Below are 18,606 nucleotides of genomic sequence, written 5' to 3'. Positions count from 1 at the left end.
GGTCAAGACGAGACAACGACAAGACTTACGCCCGAAAAGCCGGATAATGGCGGCCAATTCGTCTAGCCCGTTATTCTGGTAATCCCCCATGGAAATCAAGGTCAACTTTCTCGACAACCTTCGGCTTGAAGCAAAGTTCGATGACTTCACGGTGGTGGCCGACCAGCCTATTCGCTACAAGGGCGATGGCTCGGCACCGGGTCCGTTCGATTACTTTCTGGCTTCGTCGGCGTTGTGTGCGGCTTATTTCGTGAAGTTGTACTGCGACACTCGCAGTATTCCCACCGATAACATCCGCCTGTCGCAGAACAACATTGTTGATCCGGAAAACCGCTACAACCAGATTTTCAAGATTCAGGTCGAGTTGCCGGCAGACATCTCCGACAAGGACCGCCAGGGCATCCTGCGCTCCATCGACCGTTGCACCGTGAAAAAAGTGGTGCAAGCCGGGCCTGAGTTTGTGATCGAAGAAGTGGAAAACCTCGACGCCGATGCCCAGGCGTTGCTGATGCCTGCTTCTAACTCAGAGGCGAGCACTTATATTGCCGGCAAGGACCTGCCGCTGGAGCAGACCATCGCCAACATGTCGGCCATCCTCGCTGACCTGGGCATGAAGATTGAAATCGCTTCGTGGCGCAATATCGTTCCCAACGTGTGGTCGCTGCACATCCGCGATGCGCACTCGCCAATGTGTTTCACCAACGGCAAGGGCACGACCAAAGAAGGCGCGTTGGCGTCGGCGCTGGGCGAGTTTATAGAGCGACTCAACTGCAACTTCTTCTACAACGACCAGTTCTGGGGCGAAGACATCGCCAACGCGCCGTTTGTGCATTACCCGGACGAACGCTGGTTCAAGCCTGGTCGCAATGATGCGCTGCCGACTGAAATTCTCGACGAACACTGCCTGAAGATTTACAACCGGGACGGCGAGCTGCGTGGTTCCCATCTGATCGACACCAACTCGGGCAATGAAGAGCGTGGCATTTGCTCGCTGCCATTCGTGCGTCAGTCGGACGGCGAGGTGGTGTATTTCCCGTCCAACCTGATTGAAAACCTGTTCCTCAGCAATGGCATGAGCGCCGGCAACACGCTGGCCGAAGCCCAGGTGCAGTGCCTGTCGGAGATCTTCGAACGCGCGGTCAAACGCGAAATCATCGAAGGTGAGTTTGCCCTGCCGGATGTGCCAGCCGATGTGTTGGCGAAGTACCCGGGGATTCTCGCCGGGATTCAGGCGCTGGAAGAGCAAGGGTTCCCCGTGCTGGTGAAGGATGCGTCCCTGGGCGGCGAATTCCCGGTGATGTGCGTCACGCTGATGAACCCGCGCACCGGCGGTGTGTTCGCCTCGTTCGGCGCGCACCCAAGCCTGGAAGTGGCACTGGAGCGCAGCCTGACCGAATTGTTGCAGGGCCGTAGCTTCGAAGGCCTCAACGATCTGCCTCAGCCGACGTTTGAAGGTCATGCGGTGACCGAGCCGAATAACTTCGTCGAGCACTTCATCGACTCCAGCGGCGTGGTGTCGTGGCGCTTCTTCAGTGCCAAATCAGACTACGAATTCGTGGAGTGGGACTTCTCCGGCCAGGGTGAAAACTCGAATGCCGAGGAAGCCGCGACCCTGTTCGGCATTCTCGAAGGCATGGGCAAGCAAGTGTACATGGCGGTCTACGAGCACATCGGCGCCAAGGCGTGCCGCATCCTGGTGCCGGACTACTCGGAAATCTATCCCGCGGACGATCTGATCTGGGATAACACCAACAAAGCGCTGTTCTTCCGCGCCGATATCCTCAACCTGCATCGTCTGGACGAAGAAGAACTGCAATCGCTGGTTGAGCGTCTGGTGGAAAGTGAGCTGGACGACTACACCGACATCACCAGCTTGATCGGCATCGAATTTGACGACAACACGGCGTGGGGCCAACTGACGATTCTTGAGTTGAAGCTGCTGATTTATCTCGCCTTGCAGCAATTCGAAGAGGCGAAAGAGGCAGTGGAAATGTTCCTGCAGTACAACGACAACACGGTTGAGCGCGGCTTGTTCTACCAGGCCGTCAATGTGGTGCTGGAAATGAAGCTGGACGAAGACCTGGAACTGGAAGACTACGAGGCCAATTTCCGCCGGATGTTTGGCAACGAGCGCACGGATGCAGCGATCGGCTCGGTGGATGGCAGCGTGCGCTTCCATGGCTTGACGCCGACCAGCATCAAACTGGAGGGGCTCGACAGGCACCTGCGGTTGATCGATAGCTACAAGAAACTGCACTCGGCGCGGGCCAATGTGACCACGTTATCCCGTTAACAGCGCCCACAAAAAAAGCGAAGCCAGATCAATGGCTTCGCTTTTTTTTGTTTACGGTTCTGAAAAAGCTACGGATCAGAACGGGATATCGTCATCAAAGCTGTCGAAATCCGGAGCCGGTTGCGGTGCGGCTTGCTGTGGAGCCGGACGCGACTGTTGTGGCGCCGACTGCTGTGGACGCGGCGCCTGTTGGCGTGGGGCCGGAGCGGATTGCTGGTAGTTGTTGCCACCGCCTTGTTGGTCGCCCTGTTGTGGACGGCCGCCCAGCAGTTGCATGGTGCCTTGCATGTCGACCACGATTTCAGTGGTGTAACGCTTGATACCGTCTTTTTCCCACTCGCGGGTCTGCAGCTTGCCTTCGATGTATACCTGCGAACCTTTACGCAGGTATTCGCCGGCGATTTCGGCAACCTTGCCGAACATCGACACACGGTGCCATTCGGTCTTCTCGACCTTCTGACCGGTTTGCTTGTCGGTCCATTGTTCGCTGGTCGCCAGACTCAGGTTGGTCACGGCGTTGCCATTTGGCAGGTAACGAACTTCAGGATCCTGGCCGCAAGTACCGACCAATATGACTTTGTTAACCCCACGGGCCATTGCGTTCTCCTAGGCTTCGCACGCTGTCGCGGCCGGGTTGTTCACCAGACGCTCAAGCGTGTTGCGATCCAATAATTCTGTGTCCAATTTGATGTAAATGGCGGCTTCATCGGCAACGACAATTGCATCGGTAACCCCAGTAACGGCCTTCAGGCGCTCGATCAGGCCAGCTTCACGAATCGCTTCGGGCGACAACGGCAAGCGCAGGCTCGTCACATAGGGAGGTTCACGCATGGTAACAGCAAAGGCCAACCAAAGTGCAGCCAGCCCGGCACATCCCAGGAATACAACCGACAAACCGCCATGCTGAAACATCCAGCCGCCGAGGATACCGCCCAGTGCCGAACCGAGGAACTGACTGGTGGAATAAACCCCCATCGCCGTGCCCTTGCCGCCTGCTGGTGAAACCTTGCTGATCAGCGATGGCAACGAAGCTTCCAGCAGATTGAACGCGGTGAAAAACACCACCGTCCCGATCACCAGAGCCCGCAGGCTATCGCCAAACTGCCAGAAGAATAGCTCAGTGAGCATCAGCGTCAGCACTGCGCCCAATAAAACTCGTTTCATTTTGCGTTTCTTCTCGCCGTAGATAATGAACGGAATCATGGCGAAGAAAGAAATCAGCAGAGCTGTCAGGTAGACCCACCAGTGCTGCTCTTTAGGCAAACCGGCTTTTTCAACCAGCGCCAAAGGCAACGCGACGAAGCTCGACATCAACATCGCGTGCAACACAAAAATGCCCAGGTCCAGGCGCAACAGGTCCGGATGTTTGAGCGTCGGTAACAGCGCCTGACGCGCGACACCCGACTCTCGGTGCTGCAACGGGCCGGTGGACTTTGGCACCATGAACATCACGATCACGATACCGAACAGCGCCATGCCACCCGTGGCGAGGAACAATCCGGACAGGCCGAAGGCACGGGTCAGCAACGGTCCTACGACCATGGCGACCGCGAACGACAAACCGATCGTCATGCCGATCATGGCCATGGCTTTGGTCCGATGCTGCTCGCGGGTCAGGTCTGACAGCAAGGCCATGACGGCGGCAGAAATCGCCCCCGCGCCCTGCAGGATTCGCCCGGCGATAACGCCCCAGATCGAATCGGCATTGGCCGCCAGCACACTGCCGAGCGCGAAGACGATCAGCCCCAGGTAAATCACCGGGCGGCGACCAATGCGGTCGGAAATGATGCCGAAAGGAATCTGGAAGATCGCCTGGGTCAGGCCGTAAGCGCCAATCGCCAACCCGATGAGGGCCGGTGTTGCACCTGCCAGATCCATCCCATAGGTCGCCAGTACCGGCAACACCATGAACATGCCAAGCATACGGAATGCGAACACCAGGGCCAGACCGCTTGCTGCGCGGGTCTCACTGCCACTCATGCGTTCGCTGTGGGGATCGTGCATGGAAAAACCTCATGTGAACCGGCCGCGATTCTACCAGTCCCATCGATTGACAGGGTATATCGCGACGCTTTGACGCGTTCTGCTGACAGACTCTTCATCTAAGACAATCATCCACTCGTTTGATAGTGTGCATCCATCCAGTATTTGGCCGTATACTCCTACGTTTTCGACGCCCGCCAAGCGAGGCCACTTTGGACAAGATCCTGATTCGTGGGGCCCGGACCCACAACCTGAAGAACATCGACCTGACCCTGCCACGGGACAAGCTGATCGTCATCACCGGCCTGTCCGGGTCGGGCAAATCGTCCCTGGCATTCGACACGCTGTACGCCGAAGGCCAGCGTCGCTATGTCGAATCGCTGTCGGCCTATGCCCGGCAGTTTTTGTCGATGATGGAAAAGCCTGACGTCGACACCATCGAAGGTTTGTCGCCGGCCATTTCCATCGAACAGAAGTCGACCTCGCACAACCCGCGCTCGACGGTCGGCACCATCACCGAAATCTACGACTACCTGCGTCTGCTGTATGCGCGCGTGGGTATTCCGCGCTGCCCGGATCACGACATCCCACTGGAAGCGCAAACTGTCAGCCAGATGGTTGACCTGGTCCTCGCCCAACCGGAGGGCAGCAAACTGATGTTGCTGGCCCCGGTCATCCGCGAGCGCAAAGGCGAGCATCTGTCGGTCTTCGAAGAACTGCGCGCCCAGGGTTTTGTCCGGGCCCGGGTCAATGGCCGGCTCTGCGAGCTGGACGAATTGCCCAAGCTGGATAAACAGAAGAAGCATTCGATCGATGTCGTGGTCGACCGTTTCAAGGTTCGCGCCGATCTGCAACAGCGCCTGGCCGAATCGTTCGAAACCGCACTGAAACTGGCTGACGGCATTGCGCTGGTTGCGCCGATGGACGACGAACCGGGTGAAGAAATGATCTTCTCCGCGCGCTTCGCCTGCCCGATTTGCGGCCACGCCATCAGTGAGCTCGAACCCAAGCTGTTCTCCTTCAACAACCCGGCCGGCGCTTGCCCGACCTGCGACGGCCTGGGTGTGAAGCAGTTTTTCGACATCAAGCGATTGGTGAATGGCGAGCTGACACTGGCCGAGGGCGCGATTCGCGGCTGGGACAGGCGCAACGTCTATTACTTCCAGATGCTCGGGTCGTTGGCGTCCCACTACAAATTCAGCCTGGAAGTGCCATTCAACGAACTGCCGGCCGACCAACAGAAATTCATCCTGCATGGTAGCGGCTCGCAAAACGTCGACTTCAAATACCTGAACGACCGTGGCGACATCGTCAAACGCTCTCATCCGTTTGAAGGCATCGTGCCGAACCTTGAGCGCCGCTATCGCGAAACCGAGTCTGCTTCGGTGCGTGAAGAGCTGGCCAAATTCCTCAGCACCCAGTCGTGCCCGGACTGCCGGGGCACGCGCCTGCGGCGTGAAGCCCGGCACGTGTGGGTAGGCGAGAAGACGCTGCCCGCAGTGACCAATCTGCCGATCGGGGATGCCTGCGAGTATTTCGAGGTTCTGAAGCTGACAGGCCGTCGCGGCGAAATTGCCGACAAGATCCTCAAGGAAATCCGCGAACGCCTGCAGTTTCTGGTGAACGTGGGCCTCGACTATCTTTCGCTGGATCGCAGTGCGGACACATTGTCCGGCGGCGAGGCCCAGCGGATTCGCCTGGCCAGCCAGATTGGTGCCGGCCTGGTGGGGGTTCTGTACATCCTCGATGAACCGTCGATTGGCCTGCACCAACGCGATAACGATCGGTTGCTCGGGACGCTCAAGCACCTGCGCGACATCGGCAACACGGTGATCGTGGTCGAGCACGATGAAGATGCGATTCGCCTGGCCGACTACGTGGTGGACATCGGTCCGGGCGCTGGCGTACACGGTGGCTATATTGTCGCCGAAGGTACACCGGCCGAGGTCATGGCTCACCCGGATTCATTGACTGGCAAGTACTTGTCGGGTCGGGTGAAGATTGCTGTTCCGGCCAAACGCACACCGCGTAACAAGAAACTGTCGTTGTCGCTCAAGGGCGCTCGCGGTAACAACTTGCGCGACGTTGACCTGGAAATTCCGATTGGCCTGTTGACCTGCGTGACCGGTGTATCGGGCTCTGGCAAATCGACACTGATCAACAACACGCTCTTCCCGTTGAGCGCAACGGCGCTCAACGGCGCAACAACGCTTGAAGCTGCCGCTCACGACAGCATCAAGGGCCTGGAGCATCTGGATAAGGTCGTCGACATCGACCAAAGCCCAATCGGTCGTACACCACGCTCCAACCCGGCGACTTACACCGGTCTGTTCACGCCGATTCGTGAGCTGTTTGCCGGTGTGCCGGAGTCTCGTTCACGGGGTTACGGCCCGGGACGCTTCTCCTTCAACGTGAAAGGCGGACGTTGCGAGGCCTGCCAGGGCGACGGTTTGATCAAGGTGGAAATGCACTTCCTGCCAGACATCTATGTCCCGTGCGACGTCTGCAAAAGCAAGCGCTACAACCGTGAAACACTGGAGATCAAGTACAAGGGCAAGAGCATCCACGAAACCCTCGAGATGACCATCGAGGAAGCCCGGGTGTTCTTCGATGCGGTTCCAGCCCTGGCACGCAAACTTCAGACACTGATGGACGTGGGCTTGTCGTACATCAAGCTGGGGCAATCGGCGACCACGCTGTCCGGTGGTGAGGCGCAGCGGGTCAAGCTGTCCCGCGAACTGTCCAAGCGCGATACCGGCAAGACGCTGTATATCCTCGATGAGCCTACGACCGGTCTGCACTTCGCGGACATTCAGCAATTGCTGGATGTGCTGCACCGCCTTCGCGACCACGGCAACACCGTGGTGGTAATCGAGCATAACCTCGACGTGATCAAGACCGCTGACTGGCTGGTGGACCTGGGGCCGGAGGGCGGTTCCAAGGGCGGGCAGATCATTGCCGTCGGGACACCGGAAGAAGTCGCCGAGATGAAGCAGTCGCATACCGGCTTCTACCTCAAACCGCTGCTGGAGCGTGATCGAGCCTGAATCCGGCTCGAAAAAAAGCCCCTGTCACTGACTCAGTGACAGGGGCTTTTTTATATCGGTGCAATCAGGCGTGGGATTGCAGGTAGTTCTCGAGACCGATCAACTTGATCAGACCCATCTGCTTTTCAAGCCAGTAGGTGTGATCTTCTTCGGTGTCATGTAACTGGATCCGCAGCATCTCGCGGCTGACATAGTCCTTGTGCTGCTCGCAGAGCTTGATGCCCTTGCAGAGTGCGGCGCGGACTTTGTATTCCAGGCGCAGGTCAGCGGCGAGCATCTCCGACACGGTGGTGCCGACATCAAGGTCGTCGGGACGCATGCGCGGCGTGCCTTCGAGCATCAGGATACGGCGCATCAGGGCATCCGCATGCCCCGCCTCTTCTTCCATCTCGTGATTGATACGTTCGTAGAGCTTGGTGAAACCCCAGTCCTCATACATCCGCGAATGGACGAAATATTGATCACGTGCCGCCAGTTCGCCAGTCAGCAACGTGTTGAGGTAATCGATTACGTCTGGGTGGCCTTGCATCGCCCTACATCTCCCTGCTTGAAAGTCTGTAGTTTGAACCACGACGACTGATTGGTCACTCCGTTTGCGCGATAAAAGCGAAGATATTCTGAGAAAAGTGGTTTAAATAACGCAAAAACCGCCCAATCGAGGGCGGTTCTGCTTCTCATTTAGACTTCGTTAAGCTGTACGTTGAGCAGCTTTGCGATTGCTTCTCCATACGCAGGATCGGCTTTGTAGAAATGCTGCAATTGACGGTCAACCACATCGCTGGAAACCCCAGCCATTGCGCCGGCAATATTGCTGACCAGCAGCCTTTTCTGCTCATCGCTCATTAAACGGAACAACGCACCGGCATGGCTGTAGTAGTCGGTATCTTCGCGGTGATCGTAGCGATCAGCCGCCCCGCTCAGCACCAACGGCGGCTCTGCATAATGAGGCGCTTGCTTCGGCGAAGCGACATAGCTGTTCGGCTCATAGTTAGGCGTTGCACCGCCGTTGCTGCCAAACGCCATCGAACCATCACGCTGGTAGCTGTTCACCGGACTGCGAGGCGCATTCACCGGCAGTTGCTGGTGATTGGTGCCAACACGGTAGCGGTGAGCATCCGCGTAGGCGAATACGCGACCTTGCAGCATGCGATCAGGCGACAGACCGACACCCGGCACCATGTTGCTCGGACCAAACGCCGCTTGCTCGACCTCAGCAAAGTAGTTCTGCGGATTGCGATTGAGCTCCAATTCGCCTACTTCAATCAGTGGAAACTCTTTCTGCGACCAGGTCTTGGTCACATCGAACGGGTTCTCGTAATGCTCTGCTGCCTGAGCCTCAGACATAATCTGGATGCAAACACGCCATTTGGGGAAGTCTCCGCGCTCGATTGCACCAAACAGGTCACGCTGGGCGTAATCCGGATCAGTGCCCGCCAGGCGTGCAGCATCTGCCGGAGCGAGGTTCTTGATCCCTTGCTGAGTCTTGTAGTGCCACTTCACCCAATGCCGCTCGCCGCTGGCGTTGATCAGGCTGTAGGTGTGACTGCCGAAGCCATGCATGTGACGGTAACCGTCAGGAATGCCGCGATCCGAGAACAGGATCGTGACCTGGTGCAACGCCTCGGGTGAGTGCGACCAGAAATCCCACATCATCTGCGCACTTTTCAGATTGCTTTGCGGCAAGCGTTTTTGAGTGTGAATAAAGTCGGGGAATTTCAAAGGATCGCGAATGAAGAAAACGGGCGTGTTGTTGCCGACGATGTCCCAGTTGCCTTCCTCGGTATAGAACTTCAGGGCGAAGCCACGTGGATCGCGCTCAGTGTCGGCCGAACCACGCTCACCACCAACAGTGGAAAACCGCAGGAACGTCGGGGTTTGCTTGCCCACGGACTCGAACAGTTTAGCGCTGGTGTATTGGGTGATATCACGCGTTACGGTGAACGTTCCGTAGGCGCCCGAACCTTTAGCGTGCACGCGACGCTCAGGGATGTTTTCACGGTTGAAATGGGCGAGCTTCTCGATCAGGTGAAAATCGTCGAGCAGCAGCGGGCCACGAGGGCCGGCGGAGCGAGAATTCTGGTTATCGGCGACAGGAGCGCCACTGGCGGTGGTAAGCGTTTTACTTTGGCTCATGCGATCTCTTCCTTTGTCAGTCTTTCACTGCCGGCTAATCGGCTGAAAAGGAGTATTGCTCACCCACGTTACACCTACAAATTCATTAACATTTTGTAATCGATAGAAAATTTCTAACATACTTTCGACCGCACACAAAAAACCGGGCACTAGGCCCGGTTCTTTGTTTCAGACTGACGTCTTACTCGGCGGATACAGCTTCGCCAGCAGTAGCACGATCAACCAACTCGACGTACGCCATAGGCGCGTTGTCGCCAGCGCGGAAGCCGCACTTGAGGATGCGCAGGTAGCCACCCTCACGGGTAGCGTAACGCTTGCCCAGGTCGTTGAAGAGCTTACCAACGATAGCTTTCGAACGAGTACGGTCGAAAGCCAGACGGCGGTTAGCCAGGCTGTCTGTCTTGGCCAAAGTGATCAGCGGCTCAGCAACGCGACGCAGTTCTTTAGCTTTCGGCAGTGTAGTTTTGATCAGCTCGTGCTCGAACAGCGACACTGCCATGTTTTGAAACATGGCCTTGCGGTGCGAGCTAGTGCGGCTCAGGTGACGACCACTTTTACGATGACGCATGGTTCATTCCTTACCAAACACGACGTTCGGTGATTACGACGATCAGGCAGTCGCCTTGTCGTCCTTCTTAAGACTTGCAGGCGGCCAGTTGTCGAGGCGCATGCCGAGGGACAGACCGCGGGAGGCCAGAACGTCCTTGATTTCAGTCAAGGATTTCTTGCCAAGGTTCGGAGTCTTCAACAGCTCTACTTCGGTACGCTGAATCAGGTCACCGATGTAGTAGATGTTTTCCGCCTTAAGGCAGTTAGCCGAACGTACAGTCAGTTCCAGATCGTCAACCGGGCGAAGCAGGATCGGATCGATCTCGTCTTCCTGCTCAACAACCACTGGCTCACTGTCACCTTTGAGGTCGACGAACGCAGCCAACTGCTGTTGCAGAATGGTTGCAGCGCGGCGGATAGCCTCTTCAGGATCCAGAGTACCGTTGGTTTCCAGATCAATAACCAGCTTGTCCAGGTTAGTACGCTGCTCGACACGGGCGTTTTCCACCACGTATGCGATACGGCGAACCGGGCTGAACGAAGAGTCAAGCTGCAAGCGACCGATGCTGCGGCTTTCGTCTTCATCGCTCTGACGCGAGTCTGCCGGTTCATAACCACGACCACGAGCTACGGTGAGCTTCATGTTCAGGGCGCCGTTAGACGCCAGGTTAGCGATTACGTGATCGGGGTTAACGATCTCGACATCATGATCCAGCTGAATATCGGCAGCGGTAACCACCCCCGAACCCTTCTTCGACAAGGTCAGCGTAACTTCGTCACGACCGTGCAGCTTGATAGCCAGACCTTTAAGGTTCAACAGGATTTCAATTACGTCTTCCTGTACGCCTTCGATGGCGCTGTACTCATGGAGTACACCGTCAATCTCGGCCTCGACTACTGCACAGCCGGGCATTGAGGACAACAGGATGCGGCGCAGCGCGTTGCCCAGGGTGTGGCCGAAACCACGCTCGAGAGGCTCGAGAGTGATCTTGGCGCGGGTTGGACTGACAACCTGCACATCAATGTGGCGGGGTGTCAGGAACTCATTTACCGAAATCTGCATGGATGCACCTATTTTCTAGCCCTTACTTGGAGTAGAGCTCGACAATCAGGCTTTCGTTGATGTCGGCGGACAGATCACTGCGAGCTGGAACGTTCTTGAAAACGCCCGACTTCTTCTCAGTGTCTACTTCTACCCATTCTACGCGGCCACGTTGGGCACACAGATCGAGAGCTTGGACAATGCGAAGTTGGTTCTTTGCTTTCTCGCGAATCGCGACCACATCACCAGCACGAACCTGGTAAGACGGTACGTTTACGGTCTGACCGTTAACGCTGACGGATTTGTGCGATACCAGCTGACGGGATTCGGCACGAGTAGAGCCAAAACCCATACGGTATACAACGTTGTCCAAACGGCATTCGAGCAGTTGCAGCAGGTTTTCACCGGTTGCACCTTTCTTGCCAGCAGCTTCTTTATAGTAGCCGCTGAATTGACGCTCGAGAACGCCGTAGATACGACGGACCTTCTGCTTTTCACGCAGTTGGGTGCCGTAATCGGACTGGCGACCGCGGCGTTGGCCGTGGATACCAGGTGCTGCTTCAATGTTGCACTTCGATTCGATCGCGCGCACGCCGCTCTTCAGAAAGAGATCGGTGCCTTCGCGACGAGCGAGTTTGCATTTTGGACCAATGTAACGAGCCATTCTTTACAATCTCCTGGATTACACGCGGCGCTTCTTCGGCGGACGGCACCCGTTGTGCGGGATTGGCGTCACGTCGGTGATGCTGGCGATCTTGTAGCCACAGCCGTTCAAAGCGCGGACTGCGGATTCACGACCTGGGCCTGGACCTTTGACGTTAACGTCGAGGTTTTTCAGACCGTATTCCAGCGCAGCTTGGCCAGCACGTTCAGCAGCTACTTGAGCAGCAAACGGGGTGGACTTGCGGGAACCGCGGAAACCCGAACCACCGGAGGTAGCCCAGGAAAGAGCGTTGCCTTGACGGTCGGTGATGGTCACGATTGTGTTGTTAAAAGATGCATGGATGTGGGCGATGCCATCAACCACTGTCTTTTTAACTTTTTTACGAGGACGAGCAGCAGGTTTAGCCATGATTAATTTCCTGTCGATTCGCTGGGGCGATTACTTGCGGATCGGCTTACGCGGACCTTTACGGGTACGCGCGTTAGTCTTGGTACGCTGACCGCGTACTGGAAGACCACGACGATGACGCAGACCGCGATAGCAACCGAGGTCCATCAAACGCTTGATTTTCATGTTGATTTCGCGACGCAGGTCACCTTCAGTGGTGAACTTCGCCACTTCGCCACGCAGCTGTTCAATCTGCTCGTCGCTCAGATCTTTGATCTTTGCGGCTGGGTTTACCCCAGTCACTGCACAGATCTTCTGTGCAGTAGTGCGACCAACACCATAGATGTAGGTCAGCGAGATAACAGTATGCTTGTTATCTGGAATGTTAACGCCTGCAATACGGGCCATTCAGTGGGACTCCAATTGACAGCTACCTACGCCCCGGAAGCCAAGAAATAGGGCGCGAGATAATATCGCTGTAATAACAAATAATCAACCCGGTAGCGCACTAGCTACCGGGCTTGAAGCACAATCACACTCAGCCTTGGCGCTGTTTGTGACGCGGTTCCGCGCTGCAAATTACTCGAACAACACCTTCGCGGCGAATAATCTTGCAGTTACGGCACAGCTTTTTCACCGATGCACGAACTTTCATCACCAACTCCTCGAACCTTATGGGTACTCAGCGCAACATGCCGCTGCCGTAACCCTTCAGGTTGGCTTTCTTCATCAGGGATTCGTACTGGTGCGAAACGAGGTGCGATTGTACTTGGGACATGAAGTCCATCACAACCACGACGACGATCAGCAACGAGGTCCCGCCAAGGTAGAACGGTACGTTTGCTGCAACCACCAGGAACTGGGGCAACAGGCACACGGCCGTCATGTAAAGAGCACCGAACATGGTCAAGCGAGTCAGAACGCCATCAATGTAGCGCGCAGACTGCTCACCTGGACGGATGCCCGGAATAAAGGCACCGGACTTCTTCAGGTTTTCCGCTACGTCTTTCGGATTGAACATCAACGCCGTATAGAAGAAGCAGAAGAAAATAATCCCTGCACTAAACAGCAGAATATTCAACGGCTGACCAGGAGCGATCGACTGCGAGATGTCCTGCAACCAGCCCATACCTTCAGACTGACCGAACCAGGCACCCAACGAAGCCGGGAACAGCAAAATGCTGCTCGCGAAAATGGCCGGAATAACACCGGCCATGTTCACCTTCAGCGGCAAGTGGCTAGTCTGCGCAGCAAAGACCTTACGGCCCTGCTGACGCTTGGCGTAGTGAACAGCAATACGACGCTGACCACGCTCAATGAACACCACGAAACCGATAATCGCTACTGCCAGCAAACCGATGGCAACCAAGGCGAAGATGTTGATATCGCCCTGACGTGCAGACTCGAAAGACTGCCCGATCGCTCTCGGAAGACCGGCGACGATACCCGAAAAAATCAACATCGAGATACCGTTGCCAACACCACGCTCAGTAATCTGCTCACCCAGCCACATCATGAACATCGCACCAGCCACAAAAGTGGATACCGCGACGAAATGGAAGCCAAAGTCACCAGTGAACGCAACGCCCTGCCCCGCCAGACCAATGGACATGCCAATTGCCTGAACGAGAGCGAGGACGACAGTGCCGTAGCGGGTGTACTGGCTGATCTTGCGACGGCCAGCTTCACCTTCCTTCTTCAACTGCTCCAGCTGCGGGCTGACGGCGGTCATCAGTTGCATGATGATCGATGCCGAAATGTACGGCATGATCCCCAGTGCAAAGATGCTCATCCGTTCCAGCGCGCCACCGGAAAACATGTTGAACAAGCTAAGAATGGTCCCCTCATTCTGTCGAAACAGGTCCGCGAGTCGGTCCGGGTTGATACCTGGAACCGGGATGTGTGCGCCTATTCGGTAGACGATAATCGCCAGGAACAGAAAACGCAGACGAGCCCAGAGTTCAGACATACCGCCTTTGCCGAGCGCAGAGAGAGCACCTTGCTTAGCCATTTATTCCTCGAACTTGCCGCCAGCTGCTTCGATAGCCGCACGCGCACCTTTGGTGGCGCCGATTCCCTTTCCGATGGTGACAGCGCGAGTAACTTCGCCGGACAGCATGATTTTCACACGCTGTACGTTGACGTTGATCACGTTGGCATCTTTCAGGGACTGCACGGTGACGATGTCGCCTTCCACTTTAGCCAGCTCGGACAAACGCACTTCTGCGCGATCCATGGCTTTCAGGGAAACGAAACCGAACTTCGGCAGGCGACGATGCAGCGGCTGTTGACCGCCTTCAAAGCCTGGAGCAATGGTGCCACCGGAGCGGGAGGACTGACCTTTGTGGCCACGGCCACCGGTCTTGCCCAAACCACTACCGATACCACGGCCCGGACGATGCTTTTCGCGACGGGAACCCGGCGCTGGACTCAGATCATTGAGTTTCATCGATTAACCCTCGACACGCAGCATGTAGTAAGCCTTGTTGATCATCCCGCGATTCTCGGGAGTATCCTGGACTTCTACAGTGTGACCGATGCGACGCAGACCAAGACCCTTAACGCACAGTTTGTGGTTAGGGATACGGCCGGTCATGCTTTTGATCAGCGTAACTTTAACGGTAGCCATGATCAGAAGATCTCCTTGACGCTTTTACCACGCTTGGCGGCAATGGATTCAGGAGACTGCATAGCTTTCAAACCTTTGAAAGTGGCGTGAACCACGTTTACCGGGTTAGTCGAGCCGTAGCACTTGGCCAGAACGTTCTGAACGCCAGCAACTTCGAGGACAGCACGCATAGCGCCGCCAGCGATGATACCGGTACCTTCAGAAGCAGGCTGCATGTACACCTTCGAAGCGCCGTGACCGGACTTCATTGCGTACTGCAGAGTGGTGCCGTTCAGATCAACTTGGATCATGTTGCGGCGAGCAGCTTCCATTGCCTTCTGGATCGCAGCAGGCACTTCACGCGACTTGCCACGGCCGAAGCCAACACGCCCTTTACCATCACCAACCACGGTCAACGCGGTGAAAGTGAAGATACGGCCGCCTTTAACGGTTTTGGCTACGCGGTTAACTTGAACCAGCTTCTCGATGTAGCCTTCGTCGCGCTTTTGGTCGTTATTTGACATAACTTAGAACTCCAGCCCAGCTTCACGAGCAGCATCAGCCAGCGCCTTGACGCGACCGTGGTACTTGAAGCCAGAGCGGTCGAAAGCCACCTGCGAGACGCCAGCGGCTTTAGCACGCGTAGCGACCAGCTGGCCAACCTTAGTGGCCGCGTCGATGTTGCCAGTGGCGCCATCACGCAGTTCTTTATCCAAAGTCGAGGCAGATGCCAGGACTTTGTTGCCGTCGGCCGAAATGACCTGGGCGTAGATGTGCTGCGACGAGCGGAACACGCAGAGACGCACGACTTCGAGTTCGTGCATTTTCAGGCGTGCTTTGCGAGCGCGACGCAGTCGAGTAACTTTTTTGTCGGTCATTTGCTATGCCCTACTTCTTCTTGGCTTCTTTACGACGGACGACTTCGTCCGCGTAGCGCACACCTTTGCCTTTGTACGGCTCTGGTGGACGGAAGTCGCGGATCTCGGCGGCCACTTGACCTACCAGCTGCTTATCGATGCCCTTGATCAGGATATCGGTCTGGCTAGGAGTCTCAGCGGTGATGCCTTCCGGCAGTTCATAATCCACTGGGTGCGAGAAGCCAAGAGCCAGGTTCAGCACTGTGCCTTTTGCTTGCGCTTTGTAACCAACACCGACCAGCTGGAGCTTGCGCTCGAAGCCTTGGCTTACGCCTTGGACCATGTTGTTTACCAACGCACGAGTGGTACCAGCCATTGCGCGAGTTTGTTGATCGCCATTGCGAGCAGCGAAACGCAGCTCACCAGCTTCTTCAACGATCTCAACGGACGAATGGATGTTCAGTTCGAGAGTGCCCTTGGCACCCTTCACCGAAAGCTGTTGGCCTGCGAATTTGACTTCGACACCGGCTGGCAGCTTAACGGGGTTCTTAGCGACGCGTGACATGCTTATCCCCCCTTAGAACACAGTGCAAAGAACTTCGCCGCCGACACCGGCAGCGCGCGCAGCACGATCCGTCATCACACCTTTGTTGGTGGAGACGATAGACACACCGAGACCGCCACGAACTTTTGGCAGATCATCGACGGACTTGTACTGACGCAGGCCTGGACGGCTAACGCGCTTCACTTCCTCGATGACCGGACGGCCTTCGAAGTACTTCAGCTCGATGGACAGCAGTGGTTTGATTTCGCTGCTGATCTGATAACCCGCAATGTAACCTTCGTCCTTCAGGACTTTGGCAACAGCTACCTTCAAAGTAGAAGATGGCATGCTTACGACGGACTTTTCAGCCATCTGGGCATTACGGATTCGAGTTAGCATGTCCGCTAACGGGTCCTGCATACTCATGGGCTAGACGCTCCTAATACAAAAAAATTAGCCTTGCGGCTACTACGTGTCGCCGAGCTCATCCATGCGGAAAAAGCACGGGCTCAGGCGAGCCGGGTATTCTAGACACACCCCACAAATGAATCAAGCCCCAAAAGGGGCTTGATTCAAGTTCAAGGTCACCGGCGGTCAGGATCTTGCGAACCCGAACACCGAGACTTTGATAGTGCTTACCAGCTGGCTTTAACCAGACCAGGTACGTCACCACGCATTGCAGCTTCACGCAGTTTGTTACGGCCGAGGCCGAACTTGCGGTAAACGCCGTGTGGACGACCGGTCAGGCGGCAGCGGTTACGCATGCGCGAGGCGCTTGCGTCACGTGGCTGCTTCTGCAGAGCTACTGTAGCTTCCCAGCGTGCTTCTGGACTTGCGTTCAGATCAACGATGATAGCTTTCAGTGCTGCACGCTTTTTGGCGTACTTGGCAACCGTGAGCTGACGCTTCAGCTCGCGGTTTTTCATGCTCATCTTGGCCATTTTCCTACTCCAATCAGTTGCGGAACGGGAATTTGAAAGCACGCAACAGGGCGCGACCTTCATCATCGTTCTTGGCAGTGGTGGTCAGGGTAATGTCCAGACCGCGGAGAGCATCGATCTTGTCGTAGTCGATTTCCGGGAAGATGATCTGCTCTTTAACGCCCATGCTGTAGTTACCACGACCATCGAAGGACTTGGCATTCAGGCCGCGGAAGTCGCGAACCCGAGGCAGGGAGATCGACAGCAGACGATCCAGGAACTCGTACATACGCTCACGGCGCAGGGTCACTTTGACGCCGATCGGCCAACCTTCACGGACTTTAAAGCCAGCGATGGATTTCCGAGCGTAGGTCACAACGACTTTCTGGCCGGTGATCTTTTCCAGGTCGGCAACAGCGTGCTCGATGACTTTTTTGTCACCGACCGCTTCGCCCAGACCCATGTTCAGGGTGATTTTTGTAACGCGTGGAACTTCCATCACGTTCGAAAGCTTAAGTTCTTCCTTAAGTTTCGGTGCGATTTCCTTCCAGTAAATCTCTTTTAGTCGTGCCATGGTCTTCTACCTAGCAGTGTTCAAGCATCAACCGCTTTTTGGGTCGACTTGAAGACACGAATTTTCTTGCCGTCTTCTACTTTGAAACCAACGCGGTCAGCCTTGTTGGTTTCGCCGTTGAAAATGGCGACGTTAGAAGCGTCCAGTGGAGCTTCTTTTTCGACGATACCGCCTTGTACGCCCGACATCGGGTTAGGCTTGGTATGACGCTTAACCAGGTTCAGACCGCCAATAACCAGACGGTTATTAGCGAGAACCTTAAGCACCTTACCGCGCTTACCTTTGTCTTTGCCGGCGATCACGATGATCTCGTCGTCACGACGAATCTTTTGCATGTCGGATCTCCTTACAGCACTTCTGGGGCGAGCGAGACGATCTTCATGAACTTCTCAGTACGAAGTTCACGGGTCACTGGCCCAAAGATACGGGTGCCGATCGGCTCTTGCTTGTTGTTCAGAAGAACAGCAGCGTTGCCATCAAAGCGGATAATGGAGCCATCAGCACGACGTACGCCGTGACGAGTGCGGACTACAACAGCAGTCATCACTTGGCCTTTTTTCACTTTACCGCGAGGAATTGCTTCCTTCACGGTAACTTTGATGATGTCACCGATACCAGCGTAACGACGATGGGAGCCACCCAGCACCTTGATGCACATAACACGGCGAGCGCCGCTGTTATCGGCCACATCGAGCATGGATTGAGTCTGAATCATATAATTTCTCCGACCCCTAGTCCTTAGACTTCCACAGCGCGTTCGAGAACATCAACCAGCGCCCAAGACTTGGTCTTGGCCAAAGGACGAGTTTCACGAATAGTGACTTTGTCGCCGATGTGGCACTGATTGGTTTCGTCGTGCGCGTGCAGCTTAGTCGAACGCTTAACGTATTTACCGTAGATCGGGTGCTTAACGCGACGCTCGATCAGTACGGTGATGGTTTTGTCCATCTTGTCGCTGACAACACGGCCAGTCAGCGTACGGACAGTTTTTTCGGCTTCAGCCAT

Annotated in this window: 24 protein-coding genes; 2 read left to right on the top strand and 22 right to left on the bottom strand. The window is 55.9% G+C overall.

The window, feature by feature from the left end; genetic code table 11:
- Nucleotides 1–88: 88 nt before the first annotated feature.
- On the top strand, nucleotides 89–2,293 hold the full coding sequence (locus tag BMS17_RS15180) for an OsmC domain/YcaO domain-containing protein (RefSeq protein WP_077431180.1): 2,205 nt from the start codon (nucleotides 89–91) through the stop codon (nucleotides 2,291–2,293).
- 75 nt (nucleotides 2,294–2,368) lie between these two features.
- On the opposite strand, the gene BMS17_RS15175 is transcribed toward BMS17_RS15180, so the two are convergent.
- Nucleotides 2,369–2,890, bottom strand: a complete 522-nt coding sequence (locus BMS17_RS15175; protein ID WP_046028847.1) for a single-stranded DNA-binding protein — start codon at nucleotides 2,888–2,890, stop codon at nucleotides 2,369–2,371.
- Between the two features lie 9 nt (nucleotides 2,891–2,899).
- A complete protein-coding gene (locus BMS17_RS15170; RefSeq protein WP_046028849.1) occupies nucleotides 2,900–4,297 on the bottom strand; it encodes an MFS transporter in 1,398 nt (465 codons plus the stop codon).
- Nucleotides 4,298–4,488: 191 nt separating this feature from the next.
- Between BMS17_RS15170 and uvrA the strand changes: the two genes are divergently transcribed.
- A complete protein-coding gene (gene uvrA, locus BMS17_RS15165; RefSeq protein ID WP_077431179.1) occupies nucleotides 4,489–7,323 on the top strand; it encodes an excinuclease ABC subunit UvrA in 2,835 nt (944 codons plus the stop codon).
- A 64-nt stretch (nucleotides 7,324–7,387) separates the two neighbouring features.
- On the opposite strand, the gene bfr is transcribed toward uvrA, so the two are convergent.
- The 20 genes from bfr to rpsQ all read right to left on the bottom strand — a co-directional run bounded on the left by bfr (nucleotide 7,388) and on the right by rpsQ (nucleotide 18,606).
- The gene (gene bfr, locus BMS17_RS15160) at nucleotides 7,388–7,852 is read right to left on the bottom strand and encodes a bacterioferritin (protein ID WP_046028854.1); all 465 of its coding nucleotides are present in this window, start codon (nucleotides 7,850–7,852) and stop codon (nucleotides 7,388–7,390) included.
- 149 nt (nucleotides 7,853–8,001) lie between these two features.
- A complete protein-coding gene (locus BMS17_RS15155; RefSeq protein ID WP_046028856.1) occupies nucleotides 8,002–9,456 on the bottom strand; it encodes a catalase in 1,455 nt (484 codons plus the stop codon).
- 181 nt (nucleotides 9,457–9,637) lie between these two features.
- Nucleotides 9,638–10,024, bottom strand: coding sequence for a 50S ribosomal protein L17 (gene rplQ, locus BMS17_RS15150; protein ID WP_003176402.1), 387 nt, complete (start codon nucleotides 10,022–10,024; stop codon nucleotides 9,638–9,640).
- 42 nt (nucleotides 10,025–10,066) lie between these two features.
- Entirely contained in the window at nucleotides 10,067–11,068 is a 1,002-nt protein-coding gene (gene rpoA, locus BMS17_RS15145; RefSeq protein WP_003186012.1) for a DNA-directed RNA polymerase subunit alpha, read from the bottom strand.
- A gap of 22 nt (nucleotides 11,069–11,090) precedes the next feature.
- Complete coding sequence (rpsD, locus tag BMS17_RS15140) at nucleotides 11,091–11,711, bottom strand: 30S ribosomal protein S4 (protein WP_003210056.1); 621 nt, start codon at nucleotides 11,709–11,711, stop codon at nucleotides 11,091–11,093.
- A gap of 18 nt (nucleotides 11,712–11,729) precedes the next feature.
- Entirely contained in the window at nucleotides 11,730–12,119 is a 390-nt protein-coding gene (gene rpsK / locus BMS17_RS15135) for a 30S ribosomal protein S11 (protein WP_002555466.1), read from the bottom strand.
- 30 nt (nucleotides 12,120–12,149) lie between these two features.
- On the bottom strand, nucleotides 12,150–12,506 hold the full coding sequence (rpsM, locus tag BMS17_RS15130; protein WP_003186020.1) for a 30S ribosomal protein S13: 357 nt from the start codon (nucleotides 12,504–12,506) through the stop codon (nucleotides 12,150–12,152).
- A 130-nt stretch (nucleotides 12,507–12,636) separates the two neighbouring features.
- Nucleotides 12,637–12,753 (bottom strand): 50S ribosomal protein L36, encoded by a 117-nt coding sequence (gene rpmJ / locus BMS17_RS15125; RefSeq protein ID WP_002555468.1) that lies wholly within the window; start codon nucleotides 12,751–12,753, stop codon nucleotides 12,637–12,639.
- Nucleotides 12,754–12,780: 27 nt separating this feature from the next.
- Nucleotides 12,781–14,109, bottom strand: coding sequence for a preprotein translocase subunit SecY (gene secY, locus BMS17_RS15120; protein ID WP_003228718.1), 1,329 nt, complete (start codon nucleotides 14,107–14,109; stop codon nucleotides 12,781–12,783).
- Complete coding sequence (gene rplO, locus BMS17_RS15115; protein WP_007896782.1) at nucleotides 14,110–14,547, bottom strand: 50S ribosomal protein L15; 438 nt, start codon at nucleotides 14,545–14,547, stop codon at nucleotides 14,110–14,112.
- 3 nt (nucleotides 14,548–14,550) lie between these two features.
- Nucleotides 14,551–14,727: a 50S ribosomal protein L30 gene (gene rpmD, locus BMS17_RS15110; RefSeq protein WP_003176408.1), complete on the bottom strand. Its 177-nt coding sequence runs from the start codon at nucleotides 14,725–14,727 to the stop codon at nucleotides 14,551–14,553.
- Between the two features lie 2 nt (nucleotides 14,728–14,729).
- Nucleotides 14,730–15,230: a 30S ribosomal protein S5 gene (rpsE, locus tag BMS17_RS15105; RefSeq protein WP_007943782.1), complete on the bottom strand. Its 501-nt coding sequence runs from the start codon at nucleotides 15,228–15,230 to the stop codon at nucleotides 14,730–14,732.
- Nucleotides 15,231–15,233: 3 nt separating this feature from the next.
- The gene (gene rplR / locus BMS17_RS15100; protein WP_003186037.1) at nucleotides 15,234–15,584 is read right to left on the bottom strand and encodes a 50S ribosomal protein L18; all 351 of its coding nucleotides are present in this window, start codon (nucleotides 15,582–15,584) and stop codon (nucleotides 15,234–15,236) included.
- A 10-nt stretch (nucleotides 15,585–15,594) separates the two neighbouring features.
- The gene (gene rplF / locus BMS17_RS15095) at nucleotides 15,595–16,128 is read right to left on the bottom strand and encodes a 50S ribosomal protein L6 (protein ID WP_003176412.1); all 534 of its coding nucleotides are present in this window, start codon (nucleotides 16,126–16,128) and stop codon (nucleotides 15,595–15,597) included.
- Nucleotides 16,129–16,140: 12 nt separating this feature from the next.
- Nucleotides 16,141–16,533, bottom strand: coding sequence for a 30S ribosomal protein S8 (gene rpsH, locus BMS17_RS15090; RefSeq protein ID WP_003186040.1), 393 nt, complete (start codon nucleotides 16,531–16,533; stop codon nucleotides 16,141–16,143).
- 209 nt (nucleotides 16,534–16,742) lie between these two features.
- On the bottom strand, nucleotides 16,743–17,048 hold the full coding sequence (gene rpsN / locus BMS17_RS15085; protein ID WP_003176414.1) for a 30S ribosomal protein S14: 306 nt from the start codon (nucleotides 17,046–17,048) through the stop codon (nucleotides 16,743–16,745).
- 13 nt (nucleotides 17,049–17,061) lie between these two features.
- Nucleotides 17,062–17,601, bottom strand: a complete 540-nt coding sequence (gene rplE / locus BMS17_RS15080) for a 50S ribosomal protein L5 (RefSeq protein ID WP_003176415.1) — start codon at nucleotides 17,599–17,601, stop codon at nucleotides 17,062–17,064.
- A gap of 20 nt (nucleotides 17,602–17,621) precedes the next feature.
- Entirely contained in the window at nucleotides 17,622–17,936 is a 315-nt protein-coding gene (gene rplX / locus BMS17_RS15075; RefSeq protein WP_003176416.1) for a 50S ribosomal protein L24, read from the bottom strand.
- Between the two features lie 11 nt (nucleotides 17,937–17,947).
- Nucleotides 17,948–18,316 carry a 50S ribosomal protein L14 gene (gene rplN, locus BMS17_RS15070; RefSeq protein ID WP_002555479.1) on the bottom strand — a complete coding sequence of 123 codons (369 nt, stop codon included), beginning with the start codon at nucleotides 18,314–18,316 and terminating at the stop codon, nucleotides 17,948–17,950.
- Between the two features lie 23 nt (nucleotides 18,317–18,339).
- On the bottom strand, nucleotides 18,340–18,606 hold the full coding sequence (gene rpsQ / locus BMS17_RS15065) for a 30S ribosomal protein S17 (protein ID WP_003176419.1): 267 nt from the start codon (nucleotides 18,604–18,606) through the stop codon (nucleotides 18,340–18,342).

Origin of the sequence: Pseudomonas sp. C9, assembly GCF_002000165.1 — a bacterium.
Classification (GTDB): domain Bacteria; phylum Pseudomonadota; class Gammaproteobacteria; order Pseudomonadales; family Pseudomonadaceae; genus Aquipseudomonas.
Note: the sequence above shows the minus strand (reverse complement) of the source record. Positions and strands in the feature narration are given on the sequence as shown.

Excerpts from the sequence above, each read along its gene's own strand:
- rplQ (WP_003176402.1), bottom strand. The coding sequence starts at position 10,024 with ATGCGTCATCGTAAAAGTGGTCGTCACCTGAGCCGCACTAGCTCGCAC.
- rpsH (WP_003186040.1), bottom strand. The coding sequence starts at position 16,533 with ATGAGTATGCAGGACCCGTTAGCGGACATGCTAACTCGAATCCGTAAT.
- rplN (WP_002555479.1), bottom strand. The coding sequence starts at position 18,316 with ATGATTCAGACTCAATCCATGCTCGATGTGGCCGATAACAGCGGCGCT.
- rpsN (WP_003176414.1), bottom strand. The coding sequence starts at position 17,048 with ATGGCCAAGATGAGCATGAAAAACCGCGAGCTGAAGCGTCAGCTCACG.
- bfr (WP_046028854.1), bottom strand. The coding sequence starts at position 7,852 with ATGCAAGGCCACCCAGACGTAATCGATTACCTCAACACGTTGCTGACT.
- BMS17_RS15175 (WP_046028847.1), bottom strand. The coding sequence starts at position 2,890 with ATGGCCCGTGGGGTTAACAAAGTCATATTGGTCGGTACTTGCGGCCAG.
- rplE (WP_003176415.1), bottom strand. The coding sequence starts at position 17,601 with ATGGCACGACTAAAAGAGATTTACTGGAAGGAAATCGCACCGAAACTT.
- rpoA (WP_003186012.1), bottom strand. The coding sequence starts at position 11,068 with ATGCAGATTTCGGTAAATGAGTTCCTGACACCCCGCCACATTGATGTG.
- BMS17_RS15180 (WP_077431180.1), top strand. The coding sequence starts at position 89 with ATGGAAATCAAGGTCAACTTTCTCGACAACCTTCGGCTTGAAGCAAAG.
- rpsK (WP_002555466.1), bottom strand. The coding sequence starts at position 12,119 with ATGGCTAAACCTGCTGCTCGTCCTCGTAAAAAAGTTAAAAAGACAGTG.
- rplX (WP_003176416.1), bottom strand. The coding sequence starts at position 17,936 with ATGCAAAAGATTCGTCGTGACGACGAGATCATCGTGATCGCCGGCAAA.
- rplF (WP_003176412.1), bottom strand. The coding sequence starts at position 16,128 with ATGTCACGCGTCGCTAAGAACCCCGTTAAGCTGCCAGCCGGTGTCGAA.
- rpmJ (WP_002555468.1), bottom strand. The coding sequence starts at position 12,753 with ATGAAAGTTCGTGCATCGGTGAAAAAGCTGTGCCGTAACTGCAAGATT.
- rpsM (WP_003186020.1), bottom strand. The coding sequence starts at position 12,506 with ATGGCCCGTATTGCAGGCGTTAACATTCCAGATAACAAGCATACTGTT.
- rpsD (WP_003210056.1), bottom strand. The coding sequence starts at position 11,711 with ATGGCTCGTTACATTGGTCCAAAATGCAAACTCGCTCGTCGCGAAGGC.
- rplO (WP_007896782.1), bottom strand. The coding sequence starts at position 14,547 with ATGAAACTCAATGATCTGAGTCCAGCGCCGGGTTCCCGTCGCGAAAAG.
- secY (WP_003228718.1), bottom strand. The coding sequence starts at position 14,109 with ATGGCTAAGCAAGGTGCTCTCTCTGCGCTCGGCAAAGGCGGTATGTCT.
- rpsE (WP_007943782.1), bottom strand. The coding sequence starts at position 15,230 with ATGTCAAATAACGACCAAAAGCGCGACGAAGGCTACATCGAGAAGCTG.
- rpmD (WP_003176408.1), bottom strand. The coding sequence starts at position 14,727 with ATGGCTACCGTTAAAGTTACGCTGATCAAAAGCATGACCGGCCGTATC.
- BMS17_RS15170 (WP_046028849.1), bottom strand. The coding sequence starts at position 4,297 with ATGCACGATCCCCACAGCGAACGCATGAGTGGCAGTGAGACCCGCGCA.
- BMS17_RS15155 (WP_046028856.1), bottom strand. The coding sequence starts at position 9,456 with ATGAGCCAAAGTAAAACGCTTACCACCGCCAGTGGCGCTCCTGTCGCC.
- rpsQ (WP_003176419.1), bottom strand. The coding sequence starts at position 18,606 with ATGGCTGAAGCCGAAAAAACTGTCCGTACGCTGACTGGCCGTGTTGTC.
- rplR (WP_003186037.1), bottom strand. The coding sequence starts at position 15,584 with ATGACCGACAAAAAAGTTACTCGACTGCGTCGCGCTCGCAAAGCACGC.